Here is a 13691-nt window from a genome sequence, read left to right as displayed (position 1 = left end):
GGGCTGTGGACAGCGGCCGCCGCCTCCCGCGTCGAGGTGTTGCTCAGCGGTCCAGGGTCTGGATCTCGTGGATCACCCGGGGGCCGTCGCTGTCGTGGACGACGCGGTGGACCAGGAGGTCGCCCCGGTGGAGGGCGCGGTGGCGGGCCTTGTCCTCGATGGCGGCGAGCTTGCTGCCGGAGTCGATGACGGTCCCGCAGCTGCAGACGACGCCGAAGCCCTGGCGGCCGCCGAGCGCGGCGCATTCCGCGTTGAGTGGCCTGCCCTTGTGGTGGCGGTGTTCGTGGTCTCCGGTGAGGGGGCACGGCGAGCGGTCCTTGGCGTGCAGGGCGACGACTTCGCTCGTGTGGTCCTGGTCGTCGTCGCTGTGCGTGTCCTTGGTGCTCGTGCCGTGCGTGCTCACCCTCGCCCCTTGTCGTAGAGGGGCACCGGGGGCGGTGCCTCCGGTGCTGGACCAACAACCTGTTGACGCAATTAACTTTACTTGAGATGATCTATTCAGTCAAATTATTAGCGTCACAGTGAATGGGTGGCCGCCCCGCACCGACTTGCGCGCCACCGGCAGTCCGACACCTTGGAGGTCCCTTGGCCCGCCCGCTCGGCCGCCACCAGCTCACCGTCCTCAGCGCGCTCGCTCGCCTCAACGGCGGAGCCTGGACCGTCGGCTGCGGCTGGCAGCTGCGTTCCGCCGCGTACACGATCCGCGTCCTGGACACGCTGGTGCAGCGCGACTACGTGACGCGCACGAGCGCGACCGCCCGGTACACGATCACCGAGGCCGGCCTCAACGCGCTGGGCTGGTACACCTGCGGCAGCTGCACGCGCCTGACCCGCTCGCCGATGATCGAGCGTTCCCCCGACTCGGCGCCTCGCGTGCGGTGTTCGTGGTGCCTCGGCTCTCGCACGCGCCCGCCTTCCGGTGACAGCGCGCACGGACGGATGCGGGGACACCCGCCGTACGCCGCACCCATGCACCGGGTGCCTGCCTGATGCCCGCCGCCGCGCTCGCCCCTTACCCGCCGACGACGGCCGCGCCGCGGGGCGTGAGGAGGTGCTCCCCCATCGACCGGCTGAACATCTCCAGGGAGTCGGAGGGCCTCCCTGCCGTCGACGGGCAGGTGACGTGGTCGGTGTCCGTCTATCGCAAGTCGGGGGATGACGAGGTCCACGAGTACACCAGCCACCGCCTCACCTCGCCCGACCTGGTCCGCGAGCACGTGAACCTCGCGCTGGAGCGGCCGTGGGTGGCCCGGGTCGCACTGACCGAGCACGTCCGCGAGGTGACGCGCCGCGTGATCACCGAGTTCGACCTGCCAGGCGAAGGGCGGCCGTCACCGGTTCCCCCCAACCCGCCGCACGGCCGTACGGCGGCACGCTTCTACGAGATCGAAGGACTTCAGGGCGGCGGGCTGCTGAGCGCGGACGATGTCCGCTGGCATCTGGAACGGCTGCGCGGGGACGCGGAGCGGCAGGGCGGTGCCGTCGGTCCGGTGGGCATGGCACTGCGGGAGCTCACGGTCGTCGACTACTCGCGGCCGACGACCGAGGACAGGCTTCCCCGCACCCCGCGTGACTCTTAAAGATTGACTCACAACGCGCATATGCGTTAGCTTTTCAGGGTCAAGCCGGTGGGGTGCTCCACCACCGGGCCGGGTGAGGGGCGGTCCGCCCCTCACCCTCACCGTCCCGGGGCGGCAGGAACTTTCCGAGCTGGCTGCTGGCCCTGCTGCCCCGGCCCACCCATCGCCCTGGAGGAGAACCTGCCCTCGCCTGCCCAGCTACCACCCTGCTGCGAGCCGGGACACGCCGCGCGCCCTGATCGGCGGGGGACAGCGCCCGTGAACCAGAGCCCGCCTGCGGACAGTTCGAGGTGTGCGGCCGAGGTCGCGTCGCTCAGCACCCCGCAGCGTGCGGGGCTTCATGCCGCTGCCGTGCACGCCCAGGGTCATGTCCCTCCGTCCCTGCCCGGCGCGGAGGCGCACCGGCTCACCGAGCTGGGCCTGGTCGAGGCGCTGGCCGAGTCCAGTTCCGACCGGGCTGGCCCCGTGACGCGCGCTCCGCGCTACCGCATCACCGGCGCCGGCCGCACCCGGGCCCGCCGCGAGGAGCCGCCGCGCGTCCTGCTGGTGCCCTGTTCCGCGGGCAAGCTCGACGTCCCGGTCGCTCCCGCCGCCGAGATGTACGTGGGTCCGTACCACGTCGCCGCCCGCAAGGCCGCGACTGCCGCCTCCGCGGACGGATCGGCCCTCGTCCTCACGTTGTCCGCGAAGTTCGGGCTCCTGCGTGATGAGGACCGGATCCTGCACTACGACCTGCGCGCCGGCCAGAGCGGCACGGTGTCCCCGCAGGTCCTGGCCCGGCAGGCCCACTTCCTCGGCGTGAGCGGCGCGCGCGTGACGGTCTTCGCCGGCAAGGCGTACGCGGACCTCGCCCGCACGGTCTGGCCTGCCCTCGAGCACCCACTGGCGGGCCGGGGCATCGGCGAGCACCTGGCGTTCTTCGCCGATCTGTACCGGCCCTCCCGTACCCGGGGACGCGCCCGCCTGTAGGCGCCGCCCGGCGACCGGACTCTGTCCACAGGCCGCGCCGCGCACCGTGCATTGATCCACTCCACGGCCGACCTGGCCCGATGACAGGAATCCCCATGTTCAAGAAGCTCTTCACCAAATCCTCCACGCCCACCGCGCAGCCCGCGGCGCCGGTGCGGGCGTCGCTCGCCGAGCTGACCACGAAGGCGGCCTACAGCCTGCGCAAGTCCGGGCTGTCCGGGCAGCGGGCGGCCGTCTATCTCGTCCTGGACCGCTCGGGTTCCATGCGCAAGTACTACAGCGACGGCACGGTGCAGTACCTCGCCGAGCGGATCCTGGGACTGGCCCGGAACCTGGACGACGACGGGTCGGTGCCGGTGACGTTCTTCTCGACCGAAGTCGACGGCACGCTCACGGTGAGCGTGGACGACTACGCGGGCCGGATCGAGGAAGCTCACAGCAGGCTCGGCCACATGGGACGCACCTTCTACGCGAAGGGCATCCGGGCCGCGCTGGAGCAGCATCGGCAGTCCGGCGCCATGGTGCCCGCGCTGATCGTGTTCCAGACGGACGGCGGCCCGGACGACCGGGCGGAGGTGATCTCGCTGCTGCACGAGATCGTTGGCGAGGGCGAGTACGAGGGCATCGACGCGTTCATCGCCTTCGTCGCCTTCGGCAAGGAGGTGGGGTTCCTGCGCACGCTCGACGTCCTCGGGCTCAAGGACGACCGCGTCTCCCTGTTCCAGGCCGACGAGCCCGAGCACATCACCGACGAGGAGCTCTACGACGGCATCACCCACGAGTTCGTCCCCTGGCTCCTCGACCGCCAGTCGGCCCGGCGGTGACCGCCCGTCAGGCCGTCGGCCCCCTCTAGCCTCAGCTGAGCGCGCGGACCTCCACCGCGCCCGAGCGAAGAACAGGACGCACGATGAGCAATCCGACTCTCCACGCGACCTACCGCGACGCCTCCCAGGCGGCCGGTGAGCAAGTCGCGGCGCTGCAGCTGTTGCTTGCTCGCGCCGCCGCCGAGCCGGATCTGGCGCTCGCGCTCGCTCAGGTCGACACCACGGAGATGAAGGGTGCGCTGGACACGGCCAACCTGCTGGTCGCGCTGGCGGAGGCGGAGGCGGAGCGTGACCTGAACGCGGGGCTCGCCGAGCGGCACCGGCGGCGCGCGGCCGCGGGGGCCGCGCTGGGCGATCCGTGCCGGTGCGCGCACTCGGCCGCCACCCACTCCCCGCGGCTGACCGCGGACGGCCTGCTGCCCTGCCGGCACGGCCACTGCGGCTGCCGCGACCTCGCCTTTCGCTGACCGCCGCCGGGCGACCCGCCCACCTTCGGGCTGCCCGGACGTACTCGCTCTGTCCGTCTTTGAGCCCCGGGAGCCCGCTTCCCGGGGCTTTCGGCGTGCACCCTCCGCGCTACCGCGCGGTGAACGGGCCGCGCCATCCAGTACCTGACCCAGATAACTTGCCGTACCATCGGGCGTGAATCTACTTTTTAGCGACAAGGAGCCGTGATGGCCCGCAAGGACGACCTACTGACCCTGAACGAGATCGCGAAGCTGGCCGGCGTCGGCCGGCAGGCCGCGCAGAAGTGGCACCAAGTGGCCCGCAAGACCGGCGGGAAGCCGCCGCTGCGCATGGTCGCCGAGGCCATGGGAGTCGAGGTGCCGCAGGCGAACGACGACTCCCCGCGCTACCCCCGCAAGGTGGTGGTCGGATTCTTGAAGGCCGTGGGCTACATGAACGCGGACGAGAGCCCCATGGAGCGGCACGAGGGGAAAGGCAAGTGGGCGCCGACGAGTCCGACCATCGATCCCCGCCCCGTGGAGCAGCCGGCCCCGGACTCCGGCGAGAAGCCGTTCAAGGTCGATCCGCAGTCCGGGGGGCGCATCCGTCACTACATCCCGCACGCCTGGGAGATGGCTGGGTTCGGATCCCAAGCCAGCTTCACGTCCTCCCGCAGCAAAGGCCGCGCGCCTGAGCCCGACGGGATCGACGAGCTCGAGCGCCCGTACTGGTTCGCCGAGACCCTAGAGCGCTGGAAGGAGGGCGCCCCGGAGCGAAAGGCGGCGCGATACGCCGGCAACAAGCCGGACGGATTCACGCCGGAGGGTCAGCCCTTCCGGCTGCTGCCCGGGACCAACTACTACGCCCAGCAGGCTGCGAAGCAAGCCGGCCAAGGCGTCCAGGAAATGCCCTCCGAGCAGGACTGAAACACCCTCTGACCTGCAATTCTCCAATGTTCCTGTGGTACAATTAAAAGCGTCAGAGGGAGTCGGGCCCGGCCCCCGGGGGTGCTACTGCACCCCCGCGCGCGGCCGTGTGAACCCGGCCCCTGAATCCTCGAGGTGTTCCCGGAGGGCTCTTGACGGACACCATGACGCACCCACAGGAAACCCCCGCCGCACGTCCGCTCCACCCGCAGTTCCCGTTCGGCCCCGCGGTCAAGACCCAGTTCCACGGGCGCATCGCCCTGATGGGTCCCAGCGGATCGGGCAAGACGTACACCGCGCTGGAGCTGGCCGCGGCGCTCGGCTCCACCACCGCGGTCATCGAGGCAGTCCACGGACACGCCTCGAAGTACGCCGACCGGTTCGACTTCCACACCTGCCCGCCCCTGACGTACTGCTCGCCGGAGGCTCTCGTCGCGGCCCTGGCCGAATGCGCGGCCCAGGGCTACGAGACGGTGATCATCGACCCGTACACGCTGTTCTGGTCCGGCAACGGCGGCGTCCTCGAACAGGTCGACGACGCCGCCAAGCGCGGCTCCAGCGGAAGCAAGTCCGGCTGGACCGAGGTCAGGCCGCGTGAACGCCGGATGTGGGACGCGCTGTTCGCCTACCCCGGCCATGTCATCGCGACGCTGCGCTCGAAGACCGACTACCACCTGGAGGCCGACGAGCAGGGCCGTCACGCCATGCGCCGCTTCGGCGGCAAGCCCGAGCACCGCGACGGCGCCGAGTACGAGTTCAACCTCGTCGGCGCGATGGACTCCGACAACACGCTCGTCGTGGTCAAGGCGCTCTCCCCGGACCTGTCCGGCGCCGTCGCGGCCCGGCCCGGGGCCGAGTTCGCCACCCGGGTGCGGGACTGGCTGGAGGACGGTGCGCCGGCCACCCGGCCGGCACCCGTCACCGAACTGATCGCGCAGGCACGCCACCCCGAGGCGACCCTCGCCGAGCTCGGTCAGCTGCGGGACACCGTCCGCCGCCGCTTCCTGGAAGACGTGCTGATGGCCGACGACGACGGGCTGACCCTCATCCGCATGGACGACTACATCACCCGGCGCGGCAGGACCCTGCAGTCCGCCGCCCCGCAGGACGTCCACGCATCGTGACGCCGGCGTGGCGGCCGCATCCGCGGCCGCCACGGCGTCCGGCGCCAGCCACCACACCCACCGCCCATTTCACCCTTCTGGAGCCCCTGTGCGCACCACCCGGTTAGCGGCCCGCCCAGGCCGCGCACCCCCGCGACCTTGATCTCTGGAGCACCCATGACCTCCTTCGTGCACACCCCGCTCGTCTCCCGCGCCGCCGCCGCAATCGCGGACCGCGCCGCCCGCACCCTGCTCTTCCTCGCCGACCACGCGGCCCGCCGCTCCCGCGTGCCCAACCCGGTGGCCGCAACCCGGATCGTGCTCACGCACATCGCCGACCAGAACCTGTCGGGCGCCGACGTCTACGCCGAGGTCACCGCGGGGCTGGAGAACCTCGGCTTCACCTGGCCCGCCGGCTGGTGCGACAACTGCAACGGCGCGCTCACCGAGGACCAGGCCGAGGACGGCGCCCTGTGCGCCCTGTGCGCCCCCTGGATCTGTGCCTGCGCGTTCGAGAATCCCGCAACCGAGAGCCAGTGCGGCGGCTGCCACCTGACCCGCAGCGGGCAGGGCGAGCCCATGCCGCCGTGCACCTGCGGATGCGAGACCGCCTTCGGGCGGTACGGCGATTACGACACCGAATCCTCCGCCTCCCGCCAGCACTTCATCGACACGGGGCGCTTCCTGCGGCCCGGCGAGATCCTCGACGCCGACTGACCCGGCCAGTCACCGCGCCGGACACAGTGGCGTCAACTCCCGCCCGATGCCGGGCTACCAGCGACTTCATCACGGGGATCACCCTACTCACATTGACGCTTTTAAGTTGCCTTATAGCGAGCTTTTAGGTAAACTTAGAAGCGTCAAAGGGCAACGGTTCCGACTGCTGCTCGTACGCGACCCCAGGAGGACACCCATTTCCGACACCGTGATCGAGAAGGCACTCCGGGCAGCGAACGAGCAGCAGGAGGAGGTCGTTCGCGACGTCTTCCGCAAGGCCGGCCTGCTCTGGCAGTGCAAGAGCCTCACCTGCCGCTTCGACAACACCCCCGCGCAGGAACTGTGCGAGGGGTGCGGTCGCCAGCGCGACGGCCGCCGCGTCGGCGACCGGGTGCCCCCGTCCGCCCACCCGGACGACTTCGAGGATCTGCGCGCCCTGCTGAAGGAGCACTTCGCCTACCAGGGCAAGCGGCTTCCGGACGCGGTGACGTTCGAAAAGGACTTCGGCAACGAGTGGCTCAGCTACGGCGCGACCCTCCACTACGGCCCGCGCACCAGGTTCCACGACTTCGGGAGCGACGTGGAGGAAGCCCTTTGCGATCTCGGCCGCGCCGAGCCCGGCGAGCACCTGCGCGTCGCCCTGTCCCGCTGACCACAGGAGATTCGACTTGCCTACGTTCCTGTCCGCTGACCCCAACGCCCCGACGCCGACCTCCCGCCAGCGCACCTGGCTCTTCGCGGCGCTCCGCGCCCACGACGGACTCATGCCGCTCGGCGTGCCCCTGCGCTCGCTGAGCCTGATGCGGGAGCGCGGGTGGCTCAAGGCCGTCCCGGCCACCGATGACGACCCGCAGCAGCTCCGCCACGAGGTCACCCCCGAAGGCCGCTTCGCGCTGCTCAGCGTCGGCAAGGCCGACGCCCTGCTCAGCGTCCTCGTATCCGCCGAGCCCGGCCTCCTCAAGCTGCCGGTGCAGCAGCAGATCCTCAACTCGCTCGTCCGCGAAGGGCTGGTCACCCGGCTCACCCGGCACGGTGAACAGGACGAGGGCCAGGATCAGTTCCCGTGCATCACCAACCTGGGCCGCCTCCTGGTCAGCCTGCCCCAGGCTGACACCACCCCGGCCGGCGACTACCTGCTCGCCGCGCTCGCGGCGAAGGGGATCACTGCCGGCGTCGAGAGGGACAGCAGCGGAAACACGCGCGTCGTCTACCGGGACGGCGACATCCACGCGCAGTTCTTCCGCGAGGTCTGGAACCCCGGCTTCTACACCTACAGCGCCCGGCACCCGTCCTGGATGCACAACAAGCCCTGGACCGCGCTGATCACCTACGGCACCGACGGGGCCGTCGAGAAGCACCTGCCGAACGACCTCGACGTGCAGGAGGAGAGCGCCCGCATGGCGGCCTCCTTCGCCGCCTGGCTCACCGACCGGGACGACGACGCCTTCACCGCCTGACACCCACCGCCCGCTTCCGCTCCCGGGGGACCTGCCGCCATGGACCTGACCACACGCCTGCACCTGCTGAACCTCATCCGGCTCTCGGCCAGCGCCGAAAGCTCCTGCCGTGCCGCCGACCGCGCGGCCCGCAGGGCCTCGGCCCGCCGGAAGGAAGCCGCCGCCACCCGCCGCCGGCTCCGCCTGCAGCTGCGCACCACCCCCAGTGCCGAACTGGACGCGGCGCGGCAGGCGCTCGAGGACGCCGAGCTCGCCTTCAGCGCGCGCTCGGCGGACACCGAGGCGGCCGGTGCCCGGTGGGGCCGCGCCTTCACCGCGAGCGCGCGGGCCGATGCCCGGCTCGGCGACGAGCTCGCCGTCACCCGGGAACTGACCGGGTCGGACCAGCCGCGCACCAAGGGCGGCCGCGCGAAGGCGGAGGCCGCGCTGCTGGCCGAACTCGCCGCGATGCCGAAGAAGCTGCTCGACGCCGCGCACGCCATCCTCGTGCAGTCCAGCGCGGGCAAGGACTCGGTGGTGGCGCTCGACCGGGTCGTGCGCTGGGCGAAGGCCGCAGGCTGCCTCTCCAAGGTCGTCGTGGTCCACGCCGATATCGGCCAGGAAGCCGAGTGGCCCGGGGTTCGGGACCTTGCCCAGCAGCAGGCCGAGCGGTACGGGCTGCGGTTCATGGTGGTCAAGGCGTCTGTCGGATTCCTCGGCATGGTGGAGAAGCGCGGTCTGTGGCCCGACGCCCAGAGCCGGCTGTGCACCTCGACGCTGAAGCGGGACGAGGCGGCCAAGCTGTTCACCCAGATCGTCGACGAGCTCGGCCTCGACGACCAGGCGCTGATCGTCAACTGCCTGGGCATCCGCGCCGCCGAGTCCCCCTCGCGCCGCAAGAAGCACGAGCTCGCCATCGACCACCGCGCCAGCAACGGCCGCCGCCTCGTACTGACGTGGCACCCGGTGTTCCACCTCACCGAAGAGGAAATCTGGCAGGAGATCGCCGACCAGGCGCTCGACTACCACCCGGTGTACGACACCCTCATCCCCCGCCTCAGCTGCATCTTCTGCATCCTGGCGTCCTTCGATGTGCTGGTGCGCGCCGTCCGGCTCTGCTGGGTGCTCGGCCTCCCGACCCCCAAGACCTACGTCGACCTGGAGGAGCGGATCGGGCACCGCTTCAAGAACCAGTTCAGCCTGGCCCAGGTCGTCGAGGAAGCCTCCCGCCAGGAGGCGGAAGAGGGACCGCTCACCTGGCGCCGGGGCGACGCGATCCGCCACCACCTCGGCGAGGGCGCGGCCACCGCCTACCTCCAGCGCCTGGCACTCGCCGCCTGACAACGAGACGGACCCCTCATGACGACCACCATCCCGAGTGCCTGCCGGCATTGCGGCATCGGCCACCGCGAACACGCACAGCGGTGGACCCCGGCGGCCGGATGGCACCAGTGGACCTCGCCCACCCAGCAGCAGATCAAGACCCGCATGCTCGCCCGCCGCGCCCGCACCGGCCGCCGCCCCTGACCCGGCCGCCGTTCGCAGCCCCTGTCCCCGCACGGAAGGTCTCGCACTTGCTCCTCGCCCCCGCACCCTCGCCCGCCGCCCTGGTCCCGCTCGTGGGCACCACCGACTTCGACGCCGAACTCGCCCGGCTCCTGGACACCCTCGACGCCTCGCAGCTCAACGACATCGAGATCGCATGTGTCCGGCGGCAGAACGCGCACTTCGCCGCGAAGTTGGTCACCGTGCTGCGCCACCGCACCCGCGAGGTCGTCGCGGCCAAGGAGGCCGACTCACGCTGGCCGGTCGTCTCCGTCAGCTTCGACACCTGGCAGTGGGAGAACGGCTGGTTCTGGTGTGAGTACAGCGCCGAGGCCCGTCACCTCGACGGCACGGTCAGCACCATCGACCTCGCCTTCGACGACGTGAGCGAGCTCCTGGCCGACCTGGCCAGCACCGATCACCTCCTCGGCGACGAGACGCTCACCGTTGACCTGCTCACCGGCGACGTCACCCAGTCATGAACCAGCGCACGATCGCGGTGCCCGCCCCGCGCCCGGCGCCCGCCGGTCGAAAGCCGGACGCCCGGAGCCGCACCACGACGGTCGTCTACGACTCCGCGCACCTGCGAGTGCGGGTGCGCGACGGCGAGGTGCTGTGGTTCGTCCGCGACATCGCCCGCGCCCTCGGCTTCCGGCAGCCGCTCACACCCGGCGCCGCAGTGCCGCAGGTGCTGCTGACCACCGCCGAGCTCGGCTCGGTCATGGCGGCCGCCGGATTCTGCCCGCCCGCCTCCTTCACCGGCTGGGCGGCGGAGTTGGCCCAGCGCCTGCCGCGCCCCGGATCCGTTCCCGCGCCCCGGGGCTGACCCGCCGGCCCCGTCTGCTCCCCTCTTCATCCGTCCGCGCCTTGGGCGCCCCTTTCGTCTTCGAGGAGTCATGCTCGACCACCCCACCGCCTGCCCCGACTGCGGCGTACTGCCCGGTCAGCTGCACCGTCACGGCTGCGACGTCGCCCGCTGCGCCGAAACCGGCCGCCAGCGCCTGGGGTGCCCCCACCCGGGCGCCTCCTGCAACACCCGCTGGAGCGGCCACTGGCCCGGCGATGCCGAGTGCTGGGAGTACGGATTCCTGATCCACCCGGGTCCCGACGGTGACGCCTCCGGGCTTCCGCCGATGCCGGACCTCAACCGGCTCTACACCGAATGCGACTGGGATCCCTCCCGCCAGCGGATGGTCCTGCGCGCACCGAGCACGCCTTCGGCACCGGAGGTGCGCGCGTGAGCCAGCCTCCCGTTCCCGTGCGCTGTGCTGCCCGCCCCCGCGTCGGCGGCCTCGTGGTGCCGTTCATCTCCTACGAGCACGGCGGCCACGCGCTGTTCGGGAGCGTCGACGCCCGCCGTCGTGCCCAGGCCCTGCTGCACCAGCTCTGCCAGATCTGCGGCCAGCGGCTCGGGGAACGGATCTGCCTGACCGTCCGGCCCATGGACGTGCGGGCCGGGGTCGCTCCCGAGCCGGGACTTCACCCGGAATGCCTGGCCTACACCGCCAGGGCCTGCCCCATGATGAACGGCGCCGCGACCGGCTACCGCAGCGCGCCGGCGGCCCTCACCCACCCCGCCGGGCGTCCGTGCAGCGATCCGGGCTGCCCGTGCCCGCGGATCGCTCCCGATGCCCAGCACGCGCTTCGCGCGGGACAGCCGGCGGATGACTGGGACTCCTGGATGATCCGCGACACCCATTACCGGATCAAGCGGGATGCGGACCGGCCCGAGCGGCTCCTCGGGGTCGATCTCGGCGTCCCCGTGCTGCGGATCCGCCCGCTGCGCCACAGCCCGCGCCCCCGCCTCGACGACGCGCAGGCCGAGCAGCTGCTCGCCGCGCTGCGGGCGCTGGGCCTGTACCCGCGGCCCCGGCCGTGCATCCTCCGACGTCCTCCACTGCAAGGGATCCACCCGTGCCCACTGCCGCGCTTGCCGCACCCGCTCTGTTCTCCCTGCCGGCTCCCCGCGGGCCGGCCCAGCCCGTCAAGCGGAAGACGGTGCTGTCGTACGGTCTCGGCGCCGACTCGACCGCGATACTGCTGATGTTCCTCGAGGACCCCGTGCGCTACGGACTCGAACCCGACCTGTCCGATTTGATTGTTTTGCACGCCGTCACCGGTAACGAGTGGCCCACCTCTTTGTCGTACGTCGACCGGCTCGTGCTTCCGCTGCTCGCCGAGCGCAAGGTGCGGGTGGTCCAGGTGGCGAGGATGGGGCGCAGCGACTCCGACGGGGTCCTGGTCCTCGAGGACTCGCGGTCCACCCGCCGCATCCACCAGGCCGGCCCGTGGCGGCTGTCGGACTGGCTGCTGACCGGCGGCACCGTGCCCCAGATGGCTTCCGGGCGCAGGACCTGCTCAATTCGTTTTAAGGGATGGGTACTTGATCACTGGGCGGTCGCCGAGTTCGGCCAGGCCGCGTTCCGGCGGGTGATCGGCTACCACGCCGGCGAGCGCTCCCGGATGGAGAAGGACACCAAGATCCAGGACCGGCTGAACGAGAAGGCCGGCCGGGTGATCTGCGAGCCCTCGTATCCACTGGTGGACGCGGGGATGGACCGGGCCGCGGTGGAGGCGTACGTGCTGGAGCGTCTCGGCGAGCCCATTCAGAAGAGCTATTGCACCTTCTGCCCCTTCAGTGGCGTTTGCGCATCCCGGGATCGGCACGAGGCGCGGCTGCGCGAGCACCCGGACCTCGCCGCCGAGGCGTTGATGATGGAGTACGCCTCGATGGCGCTGAACGAACCGATGTCGCTGTACGGGACGCGGTCGCTGTACCAGCAGCTCGCCGAGGACAAGCGCAACGACGCCGTGCTCACCGCGTTCGAGGAGCGCCTGGACGCGGCGCCGTTCTCCCTGTACGAGGTGCGCCGCGTGTACCTGCCCGGCCGCACCAAGGACTGCCGCCACCATCACGGCACCCGGTGTCCCCGGCCCCGCTGGTGGTGCCGCACCGAGCGGACCACCGCGTGCCGGCGCGCCCACTCCTCGTTCGAGACGGCAGCGGACGGCGAGCAGGCCGAACTGCCGCCGCAGTGCGCCGGGCTCAAGGACGGCTGCCGCGGCAGCCAGGTCAAGGGCGCCGCGTGGCGGTCGGTCCGTACGGTGTGGGAAGGCTCGCGTCTGGAGGCGGAGTTCACCCTGCTGGACTGGTCCCGGGAACAGGGCGTGCGGCTGCGCCGCGGCGAGAACTCGCGGATCAACCGGCTGCACTACCTGGAGCGCGGCGAGGGCTACCCCGCGGCCGAGGCCTACCTTGTGGCCGCGCCGAGCGGCGCCGACGACAAGAACCGGGACTCCTTCGAACGCAAGTGGACCGAGATCACCGGTCTCATGGGGCCCCGGTGGGAGCCCGTGCGGCCGCTGGTTCACCATCCGATCCGGCGCGGCTCGCGCGTCGTGCCGGTCATCCGGCCCTCGGGCGTGGAGCACGTACCCGCCCTGGAGCCGGCCTGACCGGGCGCCCGAGGGGGCGTGAGCCGTGTGCCGGATCGGCGGCGGCTCAGCGGCGTTGCCGGGCACGGCGGGCGGTGGCCTCCCACTCCTGCCACGCCGTGTACTCCTGGCGCACGTAGCCGCGTAGTCCTTCGGCGGACTGCCACTGGGGCGAGTCAGCACCGAGCATGCCTTCCACGTGGACCTGGTCGAGCTCGAGGTCGAGGTGCAGAAGCAGGTCGGCGGCCATCACGGCTGCGTCGCTGGCGTCGGCTGCGGACTCCTCGTCGACCAGGGCTCCGTGCGCGGCGACTTCCATCAGGTGGGCGGCCCGGTCGAGGTAGGCGGCCTGGCGCAGGTAGAAGAGCCGGTATCCGCCGGCGTCGACTGCCGGCCCGTGGCCGTTCCGGGCCGCCTGCGCGCGCAGGTTGATGCCCTCGGCCCACAGCGCCAGCGTCAGTTCCTCCTCGTCCAGGGCCGGGGCCGTGCCGTACGCCTGGTCGTAGTCGGGTGCGAGGAGGTCCGGGAGCTCGGCGGGCTGCCAGCGGTAGCCGCACAGCAGGCAGGCGAACGCGGCGACGGAGGGGGCGTCGGAGGAGGGGGCGAGCTGGGCTTCGACTTCGTCGCTCGGGCACTTCGGGCACTGGATCACGAGGTGATCGGGCATCGGTGTTCCTTTCGCGGCTGGGTCATGTCAGTTGTTCTCCGG

Annotated in this window: 19 protein-coding genes; 17 read left to right on the top strand and 2 right to left on the bottom strand. The window is 71.4% G+C overall.

The annotated features are described in order from the left end of the window. Positions 1-43: 43 nt before the first annotated feature. Positions 44-403, bottom strand: a complete 360-nt coding sequence (locus ABEA77_RS02490; protein ID WP_345640475.1) for a hypothetical protein — start codon at positions 401-403, stop codon at positions 44-46. Positions 404-585: 182 nt separating this feature from the next. Between ABEA77_RS02490 and ABEA77_RS02485 the strand changes: the two genes are divergently transcribed. The 17 genes from ABEA77_RS02485 (at position 586) to ABEA77_RS02405 (ending at position 13003) form a co-directional block, all read left to right on the top strand. After that, positions 586-990 carry a hypothetical protein gene (locus tag ABEA77_RS02485; protein ID WP_345640472.1) on the top strand — a complete coding sequence of 135 codons (405 nt, stop codon included), beginning with the start codon at positions 586-588 and terminating at the stop codon, positions 988-990. Beyond that, the gene (locus tag ABEA77_RS02480; RefSeq protein ID WP_345640469.1) at positions 990-1580 is read left to right on the top strand and encodes a hypothetical protein; all 591 of its coding nucleotides are present in this window, start codon (positions 990-992) and stop codon (positions 1578-1580) included. The genes ABEA77_RS02485 and ABEA77_RS02480 overlap by 1 nt, the downstream gene beginning before the upstream one ends. A 258-nt stretch (positions 1581-1838) precedes the next feature. Then, on the top strand, positions 1839-2549 hold the full coding sequence (locus tag ABEA77_RS02475) for a DUF6884 domain-containing protein (RefSeq protein WP_345640466.1): 711 nt from the start codon (positions 1839-1841) through the stop codon (positions 2547-2549). Positions 2550-2644: 95 nt separating this feature from the next. Then, positions 2645-3373, top strand: coding sequence for a VWA domain-containing protein (locus ABEA77_RS02470; RefSeq protein ID WP_345640464.1), 729 nt, complete (start codon positions 2645-2647; stop codon positions 3371-3373). Between the two features lie 83 nt (positions 3374-3456). After that, positions 3457-3840, top strand: a complete 384-nt coding sequence (locus ABEA77_RS02465) for a hypothetical protein (protein WP_345640462.1) — start codon at positions 3457-3459, stop codon at positions 3838-3840. Positions 3841-4047: 207 nt separating this feature from the next. Next, positions 4048-4746 carry a hypothetical protein gene (locus ABEA77_RS02460; protein ID WP_345640459.1) on the top strand — a complete coding sequence of 233 codons (699 nt, stop codon included), beginning with the start codon at positions 4048-4050 and terminating at the stop codon, positions 4744-4746. A 164-nt stretch (positions 4747-4910) separates the two neighbouring features. Then, positions 4911-5870: an AAA family ATPase gene (locus ABEA77_RS02455; RefSeq protein ID WP_345640457.1), complete on the top strand. Its 960-nt coding sequence runs from the start codon at positions 4911-4913 to the stop codon at positions 5868-5870. Between the two features lie 156 nt (positions 5871-6026). Beyond that, entirely contained in the window at positions 6027-6566 is a 540-nt protein-coding gene (locus ABEA77_RS02450; RefSeq protein WP_345640454.1) for a hypothetical protein, read from the top strand. 208 nt (positions 6567-6774) lie between these two features. Beyond that, on the top strand, positions 6775-7218 hold the full coding sequence (locus tag ABEA77_RS02445; RefSeq protein ID WP_345640451.1) for a hypothetical protein: 444 nt from the start codon (positions 6775-6777) through the stop codon (positions 7216-7218). Between the two features lie 16 nt (positions 7219-7234). Next, a complete protein-coding gene (locus ABEA77_RS02440; protein ID WP_345640449.1) occupies positions 7235-8023 on the top strand; it encodes a hypothetical protein in 789 nt (262 codons plus the stop codon). 39 nt (positions 8024-8062) lie between these two features. Further along, positions 8063-9343, top strand: coding sequence for a phosphoadenosine phosphosulfate reductase domain-containing protein (locus ABEA77_RS02435; RefSeq protein WP_345640446.1), 1281 nt, complete (start codon positions 8063-8065; stop codon positions 9341-9343). Positions 9344-9361: 18 nt separating this feature from the next. Next, positions 9362-9529, top strand: a complete 168-nt coding sequence (locus ABEA77_RS02430; RefSeq protein WP_345640443.1) for a hypothetical protein — start codon at positions 9362-9364, stop codon at positions 9527-9529. A 47-nt stretch (positions 9530-9576) separates the two neighbouring features. Next, entirely contained in the window at positions 9577-10029 is a 453-nt protein-coding gene (locus tag ABEA77_RS02425) for a hypothetical protein (protein ID WP_345640440.1), read from the top strand. Then, entirely contained in the window at positions 10026-10373 is a 348-nt protein-coding gene (locus tag ABEA77_RS02420) for a BRO-N domain-containing protein (protein WP_345640438.1), read from the top strand. Before ABEA77_RS02425 ends, ABEA77_RS02420 begins: the two co-directional genes overlap by 4 nt. 70 nt (positions 10374-10443) lie before the next feature. After that, positions 10444-10788 (top strand): hypothetical protein, encoded by a 345-nt coding sequence (locus ABEA77_RS02415; RefSeq protein ID WP_345640435.1) that lies wholly within the window; start codon positions 10444-10446, stop codon positions 10786-10788. Further along, the gene (locus ABEA77_RS02410) at positions 10785-11591 is read left to right on the top strand and encodes a cell envelope biogenesis protein OmpA (RefSeq protein ID WP_345640434.1); all 807 of its coding nucleotides are present in this window, start codon (positions 10785-10787) and stop codon (positions 11589-11591) included. The genes ABEA77_RS02415 and ABEA77_RS02410 overlap by 4 nt, the downstream gene beginning before the upstream one ends. Next, positions 11546-13003: a hypothetical protein gene (locus ABEA77_RS02405; protein ID WP_345640432.1), complete on the top strand. Its 1458-nt coding sequence runs from the start codon at positions 11546-11548 to the stop codon at positions 13001-13003. Before ABEA77_RS02410 ends, ABEA77_RS02405 begins: the two co-directional genes overlap by 46 nt. A 46-nt stretch (positions 13004-13049) precedes the next feature. Here ABEA77_RS02405 and ABEA77_RS02400 read toward each other — a convergent pair whose 3' ends face one another. Then, positions 13050-13649 carry a zinc ribbon domain-containing protein gene (locus ABEA77_RS02400; RefSeq protein WP_345640429.1) on the bottom strand — a complete coding sequence of 200 codons (600 nt, stop codon included), beginning with the start codon at positions 13647-13649 and terminating at the stop codon, positions 13050-13052. Positions 13650-13691 lie beyond the last annotated feature (42 nt).

It is taken from the genome of Streptomyces tremellae (assembly GCF_039540215.1).
GTDB classification, from domain to species: Bacteria; Actinomycetota; Actinomycetes; order Streptomycetales; family Streptomycetaceae; genus Streptomyces; species Streptomyces tremellae.
This window is presented reverse-complemented; position numbering and strand designations above follow the sequence as displayed.

What these genes read in the sequence shown, in the direction of transcription:
- ABEA77_RS02480 (WP_345640469.1), top strand. Translation starts at nt 990, where the DNA reads ATGCCCGCCGCCGCGCTCGCCCCTTACCCGCCGACGACGGCCGCGCCG.
- ABEA77_RS02420 (WP_345640438.1), top strand. Translation starts at nt 10,026, where the DNA reads ATGAACCAGCGCACGATCGCGGTGCCCGCCCCGCGCCCGGCGCCCGCC.
- ABEA77_RS02415 (WP_345640435.1), top strand. Translation starts at nt 10,444, where the DNA reads ATGCTCGACCACCCCACCGCCTGCCCCGACTGCGGCGTACTGCCCGGT.
- ABEA77_RS02460 (WP_345640459.1), top strand. Translation starts at nt 4,048, where the DNA reads ATGGCCCGCAAGGACGACCTACTGACCCTGAACGAGATCGCGAAGCTG.
- ABEA77_RS02455 (WP_345640457.1), top strand. Translation starts at nt 4,911, where the DNA reads ATGACGCACCCACAGGAAACCCCCGCCGCACGTCCGCTCCACCCGCAG.
- ABEA77_RS02430 (WP_345640443.1), top strand. Translation starts at nt 9,362, where the DNA reads ATGACGACCACCATCCCGAGTGCCTGCCGGCATTGCGGCATCGGCCAC.
- ABEA77_RS02400 (WP_345640429.1), bottom strand. Translation starts at nt 13,649, where the DNA reads ATGCCCGATCACCTCGTGATCCAGTGCCCGAAGTGCCCGAGCGACGAA.
- ABEA77_RS02470 (WP_345640464.1), top strand. Translation starts at nt 2,645, where the DNA reads ATGTTCAAGAAGCTCTTCACCAAATCCTCCACGCCCACCGCGCAGCCC.
- ABEA77_RS02435 (WP_345640446.1), top strand. Translation starts at nt 8,063, where the DNA reads ATGGACCTGACCACACGCCTGCACCTGCTGAACCTCATCCGGCTCTCG.
- ABEA77_RS02465 (WP_345640462.1), top strand. Translation starts at nt 3,457, where the DNA reads ATGAGCAATCCGACTCTCCACGCGACCTACCGCGACGCCTCCCAGGCG.
- ABEA77_RS02450 (WP_345640454.1), top strand. Translation starts at nt 6,027, where the DNA reads ATGACCTCCTTCGTGCACACCCCGCTCGTCTCCCGCGCCGCCGCCGCA.